Annotated in this window: 19 protein-coding genes and 1 other annotated feature; of the genes, 14 read left to right on the plus strand and 5 right to left on the minus strand. The window is 45.5% G+C overall.

The genetic code is table 11. The annotated features are described in order from the left end of the window. The first annotated feature begins 100 nt into the window (after nt 1-100). The 5 genes from GNE05_RS19575 (at nt 101) to GNE05_RS19595 (ending at nt 3,279) form a co-directional block, all read left to right on the plus strand. Nucleotides 101-487 carry a CidA/LrgA family holin-like protein gene (locus tag GNE05_RS19575; RefSeq protein ID WP_160183118.1) on the plus strand — a complete coding sequence of 129 codons (387 nt, stop codon included), beginning with the start codon at nt 101-103 and terminating at the stop codon, nt 485-487. After that, complete coding sequence (locus GNE05_RS19580; RefSeq protein WP_007407726.1) at nt 469-1,149, plus strand: CidB/LrgB family autolysis modulator; 681 nt, start codon at nt 469-471, stop codon at nt 1,147-1,149. The genes GNE05_RS19575 and GNE05_RS19580 overlap by 19 nt, the downstream gene beginning before the upstream one ends. Before the next feature lie 129 nt (nt 1,150-1,278). Continuing rightward, complete coding sequence (locus GNE05_RS19585; RefSeq protein ID WP_003150901.1) at nt 1,279-1,473, plus strand: YwbE family protein; 195 nt, start codon at nt 1,279-1,281, stop codon at nt 1,471-1,473. 155 nt (nt 1,474-1,628) lie between these two features. Continuing rightward, on the plus strand, nt 1,629-2,390 hold the full coding sequence (locus GNE05_RS19590) for a MerR family transcriptional regulator (protein WP_160183221.1): 762 nt from the start codon (nt 1,629-1,631) through the stop codon (nt 2,388-2,390). Continuing rightward, nucleotides 2,377-3,279 carry a DUF2268 domain-containing putative Zn-dependent protease gene (locus GNE05_RS19595; protein ID WP_134986833.1) on the plus strand — a complete coding sequence of 301 codons (903 nt, stop codon included), beginning with the start codon at nt 2,377-2,379 and terminating at the stop codon, nt 3,277-3,279. The genes GNE05_RS19590 and GNE05_RS19595 overlap by 14 nt, the downstream gene beginning before the upstream one ends. A gap of 89 nt (nt 3,280-3,368) precedes the next feature. Here the strand turns inward: GNE05_RS19595 and GNE05_RS19600 are convergent, their stop codons facing one another. Then, nucleotides 3,369-4,556, minus strand: a complete 1,188-nt coding sequence (locus GNE05_RS19600) for a class I SAM-dependent rRNA methyltransferase (protein ID WP_160183119.1) — start codon at nt 4,554-4,556, stop codon at nt 3,369-3,371. A 94-nt stretch (nt 4,557-4,650) separates the two neighbouring features. Between GNE05_RS19600 and GNE05_RS19605 the strand changes: the two genes are divergently transcribed. Next, the gene (locus GNE05_RS19605; protein WP_014419203.1) at nt 4,651-5,034 is read left to right on the plus strand and encodes a glyoxalase GlxA; all 384 of its coding nucleotides are present in this window, start codon (nt 4,651-4,653) and stop codon (nt 5,032-5,034) included. 27 nt (nt 5,035-5,061) lie between these two features. Here the strand turns inward: GNE05_RS19605 and celB are convergent, their stop codons facing one another. Then, complete coding sequence (celB, locus tag GNE05_RS19610; RefSeq protein ID WP_007407728.1) at nt 5,062-6,396, minus strand: PTS cellobiose transporter subunit IIC; 1,335 nt, start codon at nt 6,394-6,396, stop codon at nt 5,062-5,064. A gap of 161 nt (nt 6,397-6,557) precedes the next feature. On the opposite strand from celB, the gene GNE05_RS19615 reads away from it, so the two are divergent. Beyond that, nucleotides 6,558-8,303, plus strand: a complete 1,746-nt coding sequence (locus GNE05_RS19615; protein WP_022553964.1) for a S8 family peptidase — start codon at nt 6,558-6,560, stop codon at nt 8,301-8,303. 57 nt (nt 8,304-8,360) lie between these two features. Here GNE05_RS19615 and GNE05_RS19620 read toward each other — a convergent pair whose 3' ends face one another. Next, the gene (locus GNE05_RS19620) at nt 8,361-9,221 is read right to left on the minus strand and encodes a glycosyltransferase family 8 protein (protein ID WP_038461681.1); all 861 of its coding nucleotides are present in this window, start codon (nt 9,219-9,221) and stop codon (nt 8,361-8,363) included. Between the two features lie 178 nt (nt 9,222-9,399). Here GNE05_RS19620 and GNE05_RS19625 point away from each other — a divergent pair, with 178 nt between their 5' ends. Together GNE05_RS19625 and tyrS are read left to right on the plus strand one after the other, a co-directional pair. Continuing rightward, a complete protein-coding gene (locus GNE05_RS19625; protein WP_160183120.1) occupies nt 9,400-9,897 on the plus strand; it encodes a MarR family winged helix-turn-helix transcriptional regulator in 498 nt (165 codons plus the stop codon). Next, nucleotides 9,894-10,105: a binding site (T-box leader), on the plus strand. It overlaps the preceding gene by 4 nt. Before the next feature lie 45 nt (nt 10,106-10,150). Beyond that, the gene (gene tyrS / locus GNE05_RS19630; protein ID WP_088056380.1) at nt 10,151-11,395 is read left to right on the plus strand and encodes a tyrosine--tRNA ligase; all 1,245 of its coding nucleotides are present in this window, start codon (nt 10,151-10,153) and stop codon (nt 11,393-11,395) included. Between the two features lie 56 nt (nt 11,396-11,451). Here tyrS and GNE05_RS19635 read toward each other — a convergent pair whose 3' ends face one another. Together GNE05_RS19635 and GNE05_RS19640 are read right to left on the minus strand one after the other, a co-directional pair. Next, nucleotides 11,452-12,084 (minus strand): GTP pyrophosphokinase YwaC, encoded by a 633-nt coding sequence (locus GNE05_RS19635; RefSeq protein ID WP_007407732.1) that lies wholly within the window; start codon nt 12,082-12,084, stop codon nt 11,452-11,454. Between the two features lie 131 nt (nt 12,085-12,215). Next, the gene (locus tag GNE05_RS19640; RefSeq protein WP_014419209.1) at nt 12,216-13,151 is read right to left on the minus strand and encodes a 1,4-dihydroxy-2-naphthoate polyprenyltransferase; all 936 of its coding nucleotides are present in this window, start codon (nt 13,149-13,151) and stop codon (nt 12,216-12,218) included. A 443-nt stretch (nt 13,152-13,594) separates the two neighbouring features. On the opposite strand from GNE05_RS19640, the gene GNE05_RS19645 reads away from it, so the two are divergent. From GNE05_RS19645 to dltD, 5 genes are read left to right on the plus strand one after another with little or no spacing between them, the layout of a single operon-like run. Further along, nucleotides 13,595-13,744, plus strand: coding sequence for a teichoic acid D-Ala incorporation-associated protein DltX (locus GNE05_RS19645; RefSeq protein WP_003150882.1), 150 nt, complete (start codon nt 13,595-13,597; stop codon nt 13,742-13,744). A 15-nt stretch (nt 13,745-13,759) separates the two neighbouring features. Then, a complete protein-coding gene (dltA, locus tag GNE05_RS19650; RefSeq protein ID WP_134986742.1) occupies nt 13,760-15,271 on the plus strand; it encodes a D-alanine--poly(phosphoribitol) ligase subunit DltA in 1,512 nt (503 codons plus the stop codon). Beyond that, nucleotides 15,268-16,449 (plus strand): D-alanyl-lipoteichoic acid biosynthesis protein DltB, encoded by a 1,182-nt coding sequence (gene dltB / locus GNE05_RS19655; RefSeq protein WP_015240830.1) that lies wholly within the window; start codon nt 15,268-15,270, stop codon nt 16,447-16,449. The genes dltA and dltB overlap by 4 nt, the downstream gene beginning before the upstream one ends. Nucleotides 16,450-16,465: 16 nt before the next feature. Next, complete coding sequence (dltC, locus tag GNE05_RS19660; RefSeq protein WP_003150875.1) at nt 16,466-16,702, plus strand: D-alanine--poly(phosphoribitol) ligase subunit 2; 237 nt, start codon at nt 16,466-16,468, stop codon at nt 16,700-16,702. Next, entirely contained in the window at nt 16,703-17,881 is a 1,179-nt protein-coding gene (gene dltD, locus GNE05_RS19665) for a D-alanyl-lipoteichoic acid biosynthesis protein DltD (RefSeq protein ID WP_007407736.1), read from the plus strand. The last annotated feature ends 78 nt before the right edge of the window (nt 17,882-17,959 follow it).

A 17,959-nucleotide genomic window follows, 5' to 3' on the forward strand; every position in this document is an offset into this window, starting at 1 on the left:
TCATCCTTTCTATAGACAAAAGGAATACACATTATTCTTTATATGTATTTTACCTATAGCAAAACCTTCTGTACAATATAAATATAAGGGAGGCATCATTATGAAAAAATTGCTGCTTACCGTTATTCAAATCGCTCTGCTGTTTATATTTGCGCGTCTGATCAATTGGGTCACGGCGGCTCTTCATATAAATATTCCCGGCAGTATAATCGGGATTGTGATTCTTTTCACATTATTGCATTTCAAGATTATCAAACTTGAATGGATTGAGCTTGGCGCAGCATGGCTCCTCGGTGAGCTGCTGCTGTTTTTCATCCCGTCTGCCGTCGGAGTGATTGAATACGGAGATATTATGTCTAAATTCGGCGTAAGCATTTTACTTGTCGTCGTCATCAGCACATTTGTCGTGATGGTTTCAACAGGTTCGCTTACACAGCTGATAGCAAAAAGAAAGGAGAAAAAACAAACGTGTTCATCGGAATCATAAGTTTATTCTTAACTGTCTTAGTATATTTGGGCGCGAAAAAACTCTACACTCGTTTTCCGCGGGTGTATACGTCGCCGCTTCTGATTACGCCCGCTGTTTTGGTCGTACTGCTGCTTCTTGTCAATGTCCCGTATCAGACATACAATCTCGGCGGCGGACTGCTGACCGATATGCTTCAGCCGGCAACAGTGGCGTTCGCCATCCCGCTTTATAAATATTTCCCGATTTTAAAGAAATACGCCGTGGAAATTATTTTGAACGTAGCGGTCGGTTCATGTATCGCCATTCTGTCAACGGCCTTTATCGCCAAATGGTTCCATCTCGGCAGCAGCTTAGTCGACAGTCTCGTGCCGCGATCCGTGACGACGCCGATTGCCATGAACGTTTCAGAAATGATCGGCGGGATGCCGGCCGTTACAGCGGTTTTCGTCATTTTAACGGCTTTATTGGGAACGATCATCGGGCCGATGGTCATCCGCTATTTCCGCATTGATAACGAAATTGCCCGGGGCGTGCTGCTCGGAACCAGCGCGCACGGAGCGGGAACATCTAAAGCATTTGAGCTCAGCTCCGTATCAGGAACGATCTCAAGCGTGTCCATGATTCTCGCCGCGATTATGACACTGTGCGCGGCCCCGATTTTGCTTTCGTTTATGTCATAAAAGACTGCTCCTTACAGAGCGGTCTTTTTTTATTTGCTATGAAGGATTGATTTGTCTGTCCTTCATAAAAAGACGAAAACACGATATGATAAGATATGAAGTGAAAAGACTGAAGAACGGATGTGTCATATGAACGGCCAGCAGCGAAGCAGCATCAGAAAAGGACTTGAAGTCGATATCGTCCTGAAAGCCGATCAGCGTTCAGGAAAGCTGACAAGAGGAATCGTGAAGGATATTTTGACGAACTCAAGCTTCCACCCGCGCGGCATTAAGGTCCGCCTTGAAGACGGGCGAATCGGCCGGGTCCAGCACATTATTGAATAGAAAAAAGCCGGAGCTTCACGCCCGGCTTTTTTTCTTTAATTTCAGCAATGAAATCCTCATATGTTCTCCCTTTATATACAAAAAATCTTTATCCAACTATTGACTCTTACGCTGCGTAATACTTTAGAGTAGCCATTAAGGAGGCGGCAAACGTGATGGGTATGAAAGTAAAAGAAGTAGCTGAACTGATTGGAGTAAGCATACGGACTCTCCATCATTACGATCAAATTGGATTATTGACTCCTCAGGAAACGACCGATTCCGGTTATCGGCTTTATTCTGAAGAGAATCTTGAACAGCTGCAGCAGATACTATTTTTCAAGGAGCTCGATTTCTCCTTAAAAGAGATTAAAGAAATCATTAATAGTCCTTCATTTAACCGGAGGGAGGCATTAATTTTACAAAAGAAAATGTTGATTGAGAAACGGAATAGAGTCGATAAGATGATTGCAACCATCGATAAATCAATCAAACATATGATGGGAGAGATTTGCATGACGAACAAAGAGCGGTTTGAGGGAATGAACTTCAATCATAATCTTTATGAACAAGAAGCTCGCAAACGGTGGGGTGATCATCCTGTCGATAAGGTAAATATTAGATTGAAAAACATGACTGATGGTGAGCAAAAAGATTTATCTGATAAGTGGACTGCAATGTTCAATAAATTTGCACTCCTTATTAACCAATCTCCCAAGTCCCCAGACGTACAAACAGCTATCAAAGAGTGGTTTGATTTTCTCAATGAAAATTTTGGTGAATATTCTTTTGATGCCTTTTACGGATTAGGTCAACTCTATATCGAAGATAAACGCTTCACTAAGAACATCGACCGGTATGGTGAAGGGTTGGCGAAGCTCATGAGTGATGCCATTACAATTTATATAGATAACCAAAAAAAGGGTGGTACCCATTAAAATCATTATCGAGGATACAATTGGGCAATACGAAACGTTATTTTCAATGATTGAAAATAGAGAAGATTATTATCGGTATTCAATGATGAAACCTTTTGAAGATATGTGGAAAAAGATGAATGTTCCCTTAAAGGCAAAGCAGCCTAACGGATATGATGTAATCATGGCTGCAAATATGCTGGGCTATCTGAGCATATTTGATACGGAAACCGGAAGAAAAGCATTAGAGAATCTAAAAGAAATTCAAGCTCTTCAAATTGCATATGGCACTTTAACTCATTGTGTAGAATTTATCAAACAAAACCGCTTAAAAATAAATGCTGATGAAATAAGGTTTGGGATGTATCTGGCTAATCAAAAAAAGCTTGAGTTACATAGAGGGTATTGTGGATTCGGAGGAATTCCGGGATTTATTCAAGTTTCAATATTCCCCAATTCATATAACATACCGAGACTGCCTGCTGTAATCGCACATGAATTTCATCATAATATTCGTTTTTCGTATTTCAATTGGGATTATGGGAACGTAACGGTTGGGGATTACTTAATTATAGAGGGGCTGGCAGAATCGTTTGCCAAAGAACTTTACGGAGAAGCTCTGTTAGGTCCCTGGGTTACTTCTTTTGAAAAAGAAGACTTAGAATACTCAAAAGAAATTATCAAAGACTCATTAAATGTGAAAGGGTTTGCTGAGGTCAGCAGTTACATGTTTGGTGACACCTTTGCAGCCGAACAAGGTTATCAGCCTGTCGGCTTATCACCGTTTGCAGGTTATGCGGTTGGCTACCAAGCGGTGCAATCCTTCATGAAAACCAACAATGTGGGCATTAGTGAGGCCACTTTACTTGGCACAGATGAGATACTAAGTAATAGCGGGTTGTTTCTTTAAACAGTAAGATATGAAGATTATTTTATCCCGTATTAAAGCGATGGAAGAGGGTTTTCTTTTCCCCTCTTTCCACGCTATAAATGATCATCCTATTTTTTCCGCAAGAAAACAACCTTCAAATAATTCCCTTCTTTAAACGCGGGAATCGTTTTGAAATCTTCCGGAAGCGTATATTCTTCCAAAATGTCGTAACGCTCATTTGTTTCTTTAAAGGCGGTCTCTATAAAGCCTTTAAATTTCTTCATATTGAAGGCGCTGCTGTTTGTCGAAGCGATGATGATGCCGTTTTTTGCAGTGATGGCGATCGTTTCCTTCAGCAGGTTTTTATAATCTTTCGCCGCGCTGAACGTCCGTTTTTTTGTGCGGGCGAAAGAAGGCGGATCAAGGATGATGAGGTCAAACTCCAGCCCTTTTTTCGCCGCATAGCCGAAGTATTTGAAAACATCCATGACCTTAATGTCATGCGCCTCATAATCAATTCCGTTGGCGCTGAACTGTTCAATCGTTTTTGCGAGACTGCGGTTGGCGACATCGACGCTGGTCGTTTTCTCAGCTCCGCCAAGCGCCGCCGCGATGGAAAATGCCCCCGTATAAGAGAACGTATTCAGCACCCGTCTGCCGTTTGCATACTTATCCCGAATCGCTTTGCGCACATGACGCTGGTCTAAGAAAATGCCCGTCATCGCCCCATCGTTTAAATCCACCGCGTACTGTATGCCGTTTTCTTGAACAATGACCGGAAAATCTCCTCTTTCGCCTTTGACAAAATCGTCGTCTTCCACGTATTGCCCGGCCGTATCGAATCGTTTCTTTTCATAGATCGCTTTATAAGAAAGCTCCAGTCCGTCAATCGCCTCAATCATGCTGTCCTTATAAGCGTAAATGCCTTTACTGTACCATTGAATCAGCAGATCACCGTCATAAAAGTCAATCGTGACGCCGCCGATGCCGTCGCCCTCACCGTTGAAAAGCCGGAACGCCGTCGTATCGGGCGCCTTAAACAGATGGGCTCTTGCTTCAGCCGCTTTTTTCAGCTTGTCCAGAAAGAAACGTCCGTCGATCCGTTCATCTCTCGCGCGGGACAGCACCCAGCCGACTCCTTTATTCTGCAAACCGTAATAGCCTTTTCCGATAAATTCACCCTTCTCGGATGTCACATCAAAAAGATCGCCCTCTGTTAAATGAGCCGAGCTTCCGGACAGAGCGTCTTTTTCAATCAGGGGGAATCCTTTTTTCAGCTTTCCGGCAAATGTATCTTTCACTGTAAGTAGCTTCATTGTGCATTCCTCTTTCGTTTTGCTTTCTCTTATCGTACCATAAAACATGATCAACACCGCATTGTCCCGAAAAATTCAAAACAGGGGGAAAACCATGACAGCCAAAAGAATCGACCATACAGGCATTATGGTCAAAGATATTGAAACATCCATCGCCTTTTACCAAGACGTTCTCGGTATGACGTTAAAGGATCGTATCACTCATACGAACGGCATTATTGAACTTGCCTTTCTCGGCTTTCAAGAAGGGCCGGAGACAGAAATTGAGCTGATCCAGGGCTACAGCAGCGAGCTTCCCGCAGAAGGAAAAGTTCACCATGTCGCTTTATTAACTGAAGATATCGCGGCGGAGTTCACACATGCAAAGCGTCAGGGCGCCGTATTCATTGATGAAGAAATCACGACGCTTCCGAACGGATATCGCTACTTTTACATTGAAGGACCTGACGGCGAATGGATCGAATTTTTCCAGCGTTAAAAAAAACGGGCGAAAGCGCCCGTTTTTTTATGTTTCTTCTGTGACGTTTTGTTCCGCCGCCCGTTCCTCTCTCCATTTTTGAAGATCCCAAATTCGGAAAAACGGATAATAGATGATAAATGTAATCAGGAGATTGATCAGCTGCATGACTGAACCGGAGATTTTCCCGCCCGTCGCCAAATAACCGGATATCAGCGGCGGCATCGTCCACGGCACGGCGATTCCCGCCGGTTTTGCCACCATTCCCGTGCTCATCCCGATGTACGTCGCCGTAATGGTCAAGAGCGGTGCGATGATAAAAGGCACGATTAACAGCGGATTCATGACGAGCGGCATCCCGAAAATAATCGGCTCGTTAATGTTAAAGATCGCGGGTCCGATGCCGAGTCGGCCGAGCTGTTTCATCTGTTTGCTTCTGGAGCGCACAAGCATGGTCAGCACAAGGGCAAGCGTCGCTCCGCTTCCGCCGACATTAATCCATATTTGAAAGAACTGTGTCGTAAAAATGCTCGGCAGCGCTTCTCCCGCCTGAAAAGCCAAACGGTTGGCGTCCATCGCCCCGTACCAGATCGGCGACATGACGCCGCCGATAATGGACGCGCCGTGTATGCCGCACGACCAAAGCAGCATTTGCACGAATTCGGCGATAAGACTTCCGCCGAGACTCCCGCCCAGAATAGACAGCGGGGTGCCCAGCAGATCGCCTACGACATTGTGGAGGCTTTTAAAAGGAGTTATTTCAATAAACAGACGGGCCAGCCATACAAGCGTAATAATAATGAAACCGGGGATGAGCGCAACGAACGATTTGCTGACCGCAGGCGGCACTCCGTCAGGCATCTTAATAACGATATTTCTTTGTATGATAAACCGGTACACTTCCGTTGACAGCATTGCAATGATCATCGCGACAAACAGACCTTTGCTTCCGAGCAGCGAAATCGGAATGCCGCCTCCCACCATAATCTCTGTTGCCGAGCCGTCAGGAATAAACGGAATCTGATACGGCGTCGCCAATAAAAAGGCGGCAAGGGCAATGGCTCCCGACGACAGGGCATCCACTTCATAGCTTTCCGCAAGCCGGTAGGCAATCCCAAAGGCGGCGACAAGCGCCATAATGTCAAAGGACGCATTCACGGGATACCCGAGCTTTTCAACCCAATTTTCACCGAAAAGACCAGCCATAAAATCGGCATAACCGGGAATCGGAAGACTCGTCAGAATCAGAAAAACCGATCCGATGATGATAAGCGGCATAGTCAAAATAATGCCGTCCCGCAAAGCTCTTAAGTGCCTTTGACCGGCGACTTTTCCGGCGACAGGCATGATTTTTTCTTCCATGACCCGATTGAACGTACTCATTTATCAAAAACCCCCTTTTTGAGTTCATTGCGCAGATGTCTTAAAGCATTTTCTCCATCATATTTTGGAAACGCTTACATTTGCATACAGAAATTTTCCTTATCCCTCAGGAAAAAAAGAATTCCGCACTGCCGATATATAAAGAAAAAGGGGGAATCACAATGTATCACATCCTGAAACCGATAATGGCCGCGGCCTTGTGCGTCGGCCTGTTTTCTGCCGCGGCGCCCGCGCACGCCGAGACGCACGACCGGGACGTTATCGTGGTGTACAAAAATCAAAACGGCAAGGAATCCGCCATAGACAGCGGAGCGGATGTGGAACAGACCTATCAGCATCTCCCGGCAGTCGCCGTGTCAGCCGATTCACAAACGGTGAAAGACCTGAAACAGGACCCTGACATCTTATATGTAGAAGACAATGTATCCTTTCAGGCAGCAGGCGGTTCTGATATCCGCCCGTTATCAGCGGCCCAAAGCAGCAGTTACGCGCTGCCGCAATGGGATATAGAACCGACTCAGGTCAAGCAGGCGTGGAAAGAAGGCTTGACGGGAAAAAAGGTGAAAGTGGCTGTCATTGACAGCGGCATTTACCCTCATGATGACCTTTCCATTGCCGGAGGCTATTCCGCAGTCAGCTATACTTCCTCATACAAAGATGACAACGGACACGGGACGCATGTCGCCGGAATCATTGCGGCCAAACATGACGGATACGGCATTGACGGCATCGCGCCGGATGTCCGGTTATATGCGGTTAAGGCATTAGACAGAAAGGGTGCAGGCGATCTTAAAAGCCTTCTTAAAGCGATCGACTGGTCGATCGCCAACAAAATGGACATCATCAATATGAGCCTCGGAACTAACGCAGACAGCAAAATTCTTCACGACGCCGTAGACAAAGCATACAAAAAAGGAATCGTGATCGTAGCCGCCGCAGGAAACGACGGCAACAAAAAACCCGTCAATTATCCGGGTGCCTACAGCAGCGTAACGGCAGTCTCAGCGTCAACTGAAAAAAACGGTCTCGCGGCTTTTTCCACGACCGGAAAACAAATTGAATTTGCCGCACCCGGCACCAATATTACGAGCACGTATCTGAATCAAATGTACGCCGCGGCTGACGGCACATCTCAAGCCGCGCCGCACGTCACCGGCATGTTCGCGCTGCTCAGGCAGAAATATCCCGAGGAAACAAATACACAGCTCCGGCAGCAGATGCAGCAAAACATCAAAGATCTGGGCGCTCCCGGACGTGACAGCCGATTCGGGTACGGCCTGGTGCAATATCACGTAAAGCAAAAGAGTTTCGCCGAACGGGCCGTAATAAAAGCGGAAAAGACGAAAAAACAGGCAGATATCAATCAAGCAAAAACGGCAGTCAGCAAGCTGTCCAAGTCAAAGGGAAAAACCGCTCTCGAGGCGCGGATCAATAAAGTCCAGACGGCAAGAAATGTGACGGACGCAAGAGACAAAGTCCGGACTGCCGAAAAACAAAAGAAAAAAACCGCCGTCAATGCCGCACAAAGCGCCATCCGCAAATTACCGGCCGGTTCAGAGAAAAAAGGGCTGCAAAAGCGGCTTAACGCTGTCAACTCAAGCCTTTTGAAAACAGCTGAGGCCAGCGTCAAGCAGGCGGAAAAAAAGACCTCTGAGGCCAGCACCGCAAAAGCCCAAAAAGCAGTCAGCGAAATCCAGCCGGGAAAAGAAAAAACCGCTCTGGAAAAACGGCTTGACCGGATAAAAGATAAACTCAACCGGCAACAGGCTAGAGACAAAGTAAAAGCGGCTGAAAAAACCAAGACGAAAAAAGCAAAATCAGCGGCGCAAACGGCAGTCAGCCGGTTGAAGCCGTCTGCCGAAAAGACCAGTCTGCAAAAACGCGTGCGTGCGATTCGGGTGAAATAATAAAAAAAACGCTTGAGAGCCGGATAGCGGCTTCACAAGCGTTTTCATCACACCTGCCTATTGGTTCATGGCCGGGCGGTCAATCGTGTTCCATTTCGTAAAGGACATATATCGGAAATAATGATCACGATACGGGTGCGAGGTGCCTGTATTCCAAGGCTTGTCGCTGCCGCAGAAATGGACGATGGCCGGTTCGGCACGTGTTTCTCTGTAACGGATACGGTCGATCAGTTCAGGAGGCGTTTTCTCATTCATGATAATATGCGTCTGCGCGTTCCAGCGCGGATGCAGTTCATGCCATTGATCATATAAGATCGCGTTAAGCGCGTCCTGATCATGAAACACGAGAAAATCCTCCGAGCTGTTTTCGTTGATAAAATCAATCACCTTTTCGGAAATATTCTGTCTTCTCCAAGGTTCGAAATCTATAATCATAATGCCGGAATTAAAATACTTGGCAGTGTCGCTGATATTCATTTTTTTCAGTCTTTCATGCTGTCCGGCGTCTTCTACCGCCGCAACTATTGCCGGGGAAATATCCAAGTCCCATAAAACCGAAATATCTTCCATCACAATTGCATCGCAATCAATGTAAATCATCCGCTTTACGGACTCATCCTTAATTAAATCAGGGATGGAAATGCGGTAATAAGCCGCTTTTGTAATGTGGCTGCTTTCGACTGCATGCTTGTATTGATCAGCGTCTACTTCTAAAAATTCAAGCGGTGTCCCGAATGACATCGCGGTCTGTTCAAGCTTGTCCTTGTTTTCGGAAGTAATTCCGCCGTCGATCACATATAATTTCGCATCCCTTGTTTTATCCATATTCATCAATAAAGAAGCGAACATCCCACCCAAATGACGAGCATAATGATCATCGGCACATGATACGATATGCATTGTTTCATTCTTTCCCACTGATATTCATCTCCCTTTTTGTTGTACAAATGTCTTTCCCTTTTTTTAAAAAGTAAACCTCGATCTTACACATTTTTTCTGCGGGAATGTGCTGTTTGCGATTTGATATCTTTTGCATTCTCTGTTAAAATTCATTTCATAGCTAATGATTCTGACAATAATAAGGAGCAAGACGCCATTGACGAATCGCAACGATGCCGGATCAGACAATAAGAAGCCGAACAGGCCTTTTTCCGATCTATCCGACCGAAACAAAGAGGCGGCCTATATTGCCGCTGCACTCTATCGGTCCGCCCAGCAGCTCCGTGTAAAAATGGAGAAAGAGGTGCTGTCGGCACACAAATTATCATGGACGGCGTTTTCCATTCTGTATGACCTTTGTGAATGGGAAACGCTTGATACAAGAAGGATAGCCGCTCTATCCGGAATTACCGCGGCGACGGCGAGCAATGTCCTGAACACTTTGGAGAAGAAGGGCTTATGCAGCAGACAAACGAACAAAAGAGACCGCAGGCTTGTATTCGTCAGTATTACCGATGAGGGCAGAAAGGTTATTGAAGACCTTTACCCCGACTTTCATCAGGGGGAAATTGAACTGACGGCCTGTCTGGATAAACAGGAACAAAAAACGCTGTCCGCCCTGCTGCAAAAAATCGCTGACAATTTCATAACATAGCAGCTATGACGGGAATCAGTAACGGATTGTCTCCCTGTTTCAGAGAGCCGGCGGATGGTGCAAGCCGGCACAAAGACAAACGTGAATTACCTCCCTGAGCTTTCTTTGTGAACTTCAGCAGCAAAGAACGGGAAACCGTTATTCGAATGAGCGGAAGACGTCGTCTTCAATCAGGGTGGTACCGCGTGCATACAGCCACGTCCCTTTTGGGATGCGGCTTTTTTGTTTGGCTAAAAAAAGGAGGATGTAAAAGATGGAATCAATCACTTTAACGAATGATCAGGAAAAAGAAGTGCAAAGGCAGCTGGATTTGTACATGACCGGCGCCGCGGACGTCATACCGCCTGAAGAATTGAGAAATAAAATCGCCAAATCAGTGACATCCGGCAAGCCGCTGAACATTAAACTCGGCCTTGATCCGTCCGCACCCGACGTCCACTTGGGCCATACCGTCGTGTTAAACAAACTGCGCCAATTTCAAGAAAACGGCCATATCATACAGCTTGTTATCGGGGACTTTACCGGAAAAATCGGTGATCCGACGGGGAAGTCGCAAGCCAGAAAACAGCTGACTGATGAAGAAGTCCAGCACAATGCCAAAACCTACTTTGAACAGTTTGGCAAGGTGCTGGATCAAGACAAAGTTGAACTTCACTGCAACTCAAAATGGCTGAAGACATTGAATCTGGAAGATGTGATTGAATTAGCGGGGAAAATTACTGTCGCCCGTCTGATGGAGCGCGACGACTTTGAGGAGCGCATCGCCATGCAAAAACCGATCTCACTTCACGAATTCTTTTACCCGCTGATGCAGGGTTACGATTCTGTCGTTCTCGAAAGCGATATCGAACTCGGCGGTACGGACCAGCATTTTAACGTGCTGATGGGCCGCCATTTCCAAGAACGCTACAAAAAAGAAAAGCAGGTCGTCATCCTCATGCCGCTTTTGGAGGGTCTTGACGGCGTTGAAAAAATGTCTAAATCAAAAAACAACTACATCGGTATTGACGAGCATCCGAACGACATGTACGGCAAAACGATGTCATTGCCGGACAGCCTGATGAAAACATATATTCATTTAGCGACAGACTTAGAGCCTGCGGAGAAAAAACAGATGGAGAAGGATTTGGAATCAGGAAAGCTTCATCCGAGAGATGCCAAAATGATCTTAGCGGGTACAATCGTCAGAATGTACCACGGCAGGAAAGCGGCGGATGCGGCAGAACAGCATTTCAAACGTGTCTTCCAGCAAAACAGCCTGCCTGAAGATATGAAAACCGTCATATGGGACGGAGAAAAGACCGTGCCCCTTATTGAGCTGCTCGTCACGATTGGACTCTTTTCTTCAAAAAGCGAAGCACGCCGTATGATTCAAAACGGCGGAGTCAAAGTGAACGGGGAGAAAACGGATGCCCTTCATACCGTCATTACCGCAGAAGACGGCATGACGATTCAGGTGGGCAAGCGAAAATTTGTACAGCTGCGCGTAAACGGATAAATAAACAGCCGGACTGCACATAAAAGCGGTCCGGCTGTTTGTGATGCGTCAATCGTTTAATCGACTTCTTTCTTAATCCCAAGCATCTTTTCGTCTAAATAATGGGCGATGTCCGCCGCTTCCTTCAGCTCGTCGGTCAGATGCTTTGGGACTTCGTTATTTAATTTGTAATAAATTTTATGTTCAAGACTCGCCCAAAAATCCATGGCGATGGTGCGGATTTGAATTTCCGCCTTCACATATTCCACACGATTCGTCAAATAAACGGGAATTTCAATAATCAAATGCAGGCTGCGGTAGCCGTTCGGCTTCGGATGTTTGATATAATCCTTCACCTTTACGATCTTCAGGTCCTTATGCTGCTTCAAAACCTCAGCGACATTATAAATATCGGAAATAAAGGAACAGATAATCCTGACACCCGCAATATCATGAATATGCTCTTTCATTTCCTGCGTCGTCACATCGCAGCCTTTGCGCATCAGTTTATTGACGATACTCTCGAAACTTTTTACGCGTGATTTTGTATGCTCGATCGGGTTATGCCCGTGAATCAAATTATATTCCTGGCTGATGATCGAAAACTTCGTATCCAGCTCATCTAAAGCGAATTTATAAACTAATAATTCATTTTTCCAATCTTCCATGACCGTTTTCAAATCATCCATATGGGCTGTTGACAAGTCCATTTTTTTCATCTCCTTGCTTTGCTGTCCGTATATAAGACGGGTCAGTCCTCAGTCAGGTTCTTTACAAAATCATGAAGATTATTTCATAAAAAAAAGCAAATGCCGGTTATGGCATTTGCCTTTTCATTTGATCAGCGGAAATAACTGATCAGGAGTCCGATTGAAAGCAGGAATCCGAAAAATGTATTGGTTTGCGCCGTTGATTTCATCGCAATAATCATGTTCATCGGCATTTCGTTTTTCACAAAGCCTTTCACGGCCTGAACGGGTTTCGGCACGCTCAGGAAGACCAGGAACAGCCACGGGCTTGTGTAACCCATGATGACAAGACCGACGATCCAGATGTAAGCGATGGCAAAAGATGCGGCCAGTATCATGACGGCTCCTCTATGCCCCATCAAAATGGCCAGCGTTTTACGTCCGCCCTTTTTATCTTCCTCAATATCACGGATATTGTTGGACAGGTTAATCGCTCCGACCAAGATGGCAATCGGGATGGAAATCAAAATGCTCTGTTCATTAATTCTGCCTGTCTGAATGAAGAAAGAAATAAGGACAAATACAGAGCCCATGCAAATGCCGGAGAACAGTTCCCCGAACGGTGTATACGCAATCGGCAGCGGGCCGCCCGTATACAGATAGCCGATCAGCATGCCGGCAAGGCCGATAACCGCAAGCCACCAGCTGCTGCTTATGCAGATATAAACACCGAGCACGAGGGCAATCGCATAAGAGCCGAGCGCCAGCTGCAGAATTGTTTTCGGCTTCATGCCGTGGCGGACGATCGCTCCGCCGATACCGACGGAATCCTCCGTATCTAAACCGCGTTTAAAATCGTAATATTCATTGAATAAGTTCGTGGCGATCTGAATCCAAAGGCAGGAAAACAGCATGGCCAAAAACAGCAGGAAATCAACCTTTACGTAAAACATCGCCAATACGGTGCCGAGAAGTACGGGCACAAACGATGCCGTCAATGTATGAGGGCGGGTTAGCTGCCACAAAATGCGGCCCATGCTTTCTTTCTCGGGCGTCTTTTGGCTGCCCCCCATATTGTTTTGATTCATTTTCCTCTTCCTTTCTATTAAAAGGCTTTCACAGTCAGCCGATAACAGTAGTGTTGAATTGGGGTTTTCACGTTTTCTGCTACCTTATCTATCATAATAATTTCTTCCTCATTTCACAAGATGCGGCGCTTTATCGGCTATCCTGCCGGAAACGGCTTTTCGCCCTTCTCCATTGGGGTTCGGCTCAAGCCTGCGTAAGAAAAAGCCGCCAAAATTTTTTTACCTCGTTTATATTTACGATAAGTTAAAAATCCCGCCTGAACAGCGCCTTTTTAGTATGATCATTTGCCAATTTATACATGCGTGTTTTCCATCCTTTTGTTTCTCATTCATTTTTAAGGAAATTTTAAGCTTAGGATATTAGACATATTTTGAAACTTTTTGTTAATCTAATCGTCATATACTGGTGTAATTATTGAATACGCGGGGAAGGAATTTTGAATATGATGCAAAAATTAAAACGTGCTTATGAAAATACATTGATCAAATGGACGTTTCATACGGGCTTTTATTTTCTGATATTAGTATTGCTCTTTTGGATGTATGGATTTCATACAGCGAATACCGGCACTTATATTTACAACGATTTCTAATCGGGGAGGATAACTATGAAACTACTTGATGCTATAAAAACATACGCAGACGCCAAGCCGCAGGCCGAAGCGTTTCGTTCCTTAGATCATTCCCTCACTTACGGGGAATTATGGGATTTGTCGGAGCGGGTTGCGTCCGGCATTCAAAAACATACAGCTGACGGTTCGAAAGCGCCTGTCCTGGTTTACGGACATATGGAGCCGAATATGATCGTTTCTTTCTTAGGAAGCGTCAAAGCGGGCCGCCCTTACATCCCTGTCGATGTTTCCATTCCGGCGGAGCGGATCGTCAAAATCATTGAAAGCTCAGGCGCAGAGCTGCTTATCAGCGTATCGGGCGATGCAGTCGATACGGGAAGCAATCTGATTAAAACCGTTACGCCCGAAGAGCTTGCAGCTGACGGAGATGCAGACCTCAGCCGTGAGAACTGGGTAAAAGAGCTGGACACATTTTACATTATTTACACGTCCGGCAGCACGGGAAATCCGAAGGGCGTGCAGATATCGGCTGATAACCTGCAAAGCTTCACTGACTGGATCTGCAGGGATTTTCCTGTGGGCGATGGTAAGACATTCTTAAACCAAGCGCCGTTTTCTTTTGATTTATCTGTCATGGACATTTTCCCTTCGCTTCAAACGGGAGGTACGCTGCATTGCGTAACGAAAGACAAAATCAATAAACCGAAAGTACTATTTGAAGAGCTGGAGAAATCCAAACTGAACGTCTGGACATCGACGCCGTCTTTCGTCCAAATGTGTCTGATGGACCCCGGCTTTACGCAGGAGCTCCTGCCTGAGACAGAAGTATTTATGTTTTGCGGAGAAGCGCTTCCGGCTGCCGTGGCACAGGAACTGTTAAACCGTTTTCCGAAGGCCCGCGTATTCAATACATACGGCCCGACTGAAACAACGGTTGCCGTCACCTCCGTTGAAATTACGCAGCAGATCATCGATGAACATGAATCTCTGCCCGTCGGTTTTGCAAAACCCGATATGAATATCTTCATCATGGATGAAAACGGGAATAAGCTTCCGGACGGAGAAAAAGGGGAAATCATCATCGCGGGCCCGAGCGTGAGCAAAGGCTATCTCGGAGAGCCTTCTCTGACGGAAAAAGCGTTTTTCCCGATCGACGGCCAGTGGGCATATCACACGGGTGATGCCGGTTATGTTCAGGATGGTCAGATTTTCTGCCAAGGACGCCTTGATTTCCAGATTAAGCTTCACGGCTACCGCATGGAGCTGGAGGAAATCGAAGTACATGTAAGGCAGTCTCAATATGTGCGCACGGCGGTTGTCATCCCGTATCAGCCTAACGGACCTGTCGAATATTTAATTGCCGCCATCGTACCTGAAAAACATGATTTTGAAAAAGAATTCCAGCTGACAAGCGCCATTAAGAAAGAACTGGCCGCTTCGCTTCCGGCCTACATGATTCCGAGAAAATTCATTTATCAGGATCACATTCAAATGACTGCGAACGGAAAAATCGACCGTAAACGCATTGGCGAAGAGGTTCTTGTATGACGCCTTACAGCTCGTTTTTCTTCTTTATCTTACTTGGAATCCTTCTTTTGCCGACGATTATTTTAGGGCTGAACGGCAAGAGATTCCAAGGATACAACATGTTTATATCCATCATCGTATTGGCTTTGATTTTCGCGCATGATCTGCACGGCGTGATCGCACTATGTATCTTTACGCTGTGGCAGGTGCTTTTAATCAGGGGTTATCTCGCTTACAGACTGAAAGCCAACAGCGGCTTTGTCTTCAGTATGGCCGTGATCGCGTCCATTTTACCCCTGTTTTTATCTAAATTATGGCCGTTTTTCTTTCCGCCGGTGCCTCATCACCCGGTTCATAACCTGATCAGTTTCTTAGGAATTTCTTATTTGACATTTAAAGGCGTCCAGCTGATCATGGAAACGAGAGACGGGCTGATTAAAGAAAAAATGCCGCTTCACCGCCTTTTGTACTTTATTATGTTTTTCCCGACCATTTCTTCCGGTCCGATCGACAGATACCGCAGATTTGCCAAGGACGAACAGAAAGTATGGACAAAGGGAGAATACGCTGATTTACTGTATACCGGCATTCATAAAATTTTTATCGGTTTCTTATACAAATTCATTATCGGATATGCGATTAACACGTATTTCATTATGAATCTGTCCCATATCACCCACAGCAAACTGTGGGGTAATGTGCTGTACATGTACGGATACAGCTTGTACCTGTTTTTTGATTTTGCGGGTTACACGATGTTTGCCGTCGGTGTAAGCTATATCATGGGCATCAAATCTCCGGAAAACTTTAATAAGCCGTTTATCAGCAAAAACATTAAAGACTTCTGGAACCGCTGGCACATGTCCTTATCCTTCTGGTTCAGAGACTACGTATTTATGCGCTTTGTTTTCTGGATGACAAAGAAAAAATGGATAAAGAACCGGATGGCCGTCTCGAACATCGGGTATTTCCTGCTGTTCATGCTGATGGGCGTCTGGCACGGACTCGCCCTGCAATATATTGTATACGGCCTGTACCACGCCGTATTAATGACCGGGTATAACTTTTTTGAGAAATGGAATAAGAAATACAAGTGGCTGCCCGCCAATCGTTTTACGGCCTTTTTAGCCATCGTCATCACATTCCATTTCGTATGTTTCGGATTTTATATTTTCTCAGGAAAACCATTTCATCACTAAAGGAGATTGAAAACACATGGAATTTAAACAGGAAGTATTAGACGTATTAGCTGAAGTTTGTCAGGAGGACGCTGTGAAAGAAAATCCTGATATTGAAATCTTTGAAGAAGGACTGCTTGATTCTTTCGGAACTGTAGAGCTGCTTGTCGCCATCGAAAACCGCTTCGGCATTACAGTGCCGATCACTGAATTTGACCGTGACGAGTGGAATACGCCAAACAACATTGTAAACAAACTGACTGAGTTGAAGTAAATGAAAAAGCGTTTCTTTGGACCAATTATTTTAGCGTTCGTCCTGTTTGTCGGAGCTATCGCAGTTCCGGCTTCATGGCTTACGCGCTTCATTCCTGAAAAACGTGTCGAAGAGTCGGCGGCAGCCTTAAATCCGAATATGTTCCAGGGGCTCTATCTGCAAAATAAAATGTTCGAAGACTCGAAGTATCTGCCGATTTTCGGTTCTTCCGAGCTTTCAAGACTGGATGAGTTTCATCCGTCCAACTATTTCCAAGTAAACAACCAAGGCTTTACGCCTTATCTTGTCGGAAAAGGCGGGGACCAATCCTTGATACACGCCGTGAACTTTGCGGCGCATTATCAGCAGCTGAAAGGCAAAAAGCTGGTATTCATTGTTTCTCCGCAATGGTTTATCAAAAAAGGTTCTGATGAACAGCACTTTGCGCCGAATTTTTCATCACTTCAGGCATTGGATTTAGCATTTAATAACCAGATTGATCCCGCGGTCAAAAAGAACATGATGAAGCGCATGCTCCGTTTTAAAGTCGTTCAGCATGATGCCGTCCTTTCTGAATTGTACAAGGGAATGGTCAACGGACAATCATGGAAAGTGAAAGCGGTCATGCCGGCTGCCAAAGCTTATTATTCTCTGCTTGAGAAAAAAGATCTTTATTATTCAATGGGAGAAACCAAGGGCCCTGAACGGACGATCTCTGAAAACCTGAAAGGGAAATCGTGGTCAGAGTTAAAAACAGCCGCCGCGCAATTAGGAGAACGGAGCTCCAAGTCCAATCCTTTCTATATCGATGACGCTTCTTATAAAAAGATTAAGAAGAAAGTAAAGAGAGTGAAAGGGATCAACAAAGGAAGAACGTACGCCAAATCAGTCGAATATCACGACTTTGAGGATATGCTGGACATTCTGAAAGATGCCGGCGCTGAACCGATGTTCGTGGTTATTCCGGTCAACGGAAAATGGTATGACTACACCGGCTTCCCGAAAAAAGGCCGGACTGATTACTACAAAAAAGTCACTAAGCAAATTAAAGCGAAGGGCTTTCAGGTTGCCGACTTATCCGGGCACGAATATGATCCGTACTTTATGAAAGACACCATCCATATCGCCTGGAAAGGCTGGGTGTACGTCGATAAAGCAATGGAGCAGTTTTACAAAACCGGCAAGGTGACGGTTCACTGAGCACGGTGATGACAGAATACGTAAAAACGAACACGCAGGGGGCATTCTCTCCCCTGCTTTTTATGTGATTTGATTTTT

It is taken from the genome of Bacillus sp. AM1(2019), from assembly GCF_009906915.1.
GTDB classification, from domain to species: domain Bacteria; phylum Bacillota; class Bacilli; order Bacillales; family Bacillaceae; genus Bacillus; species Bacillus velezensis.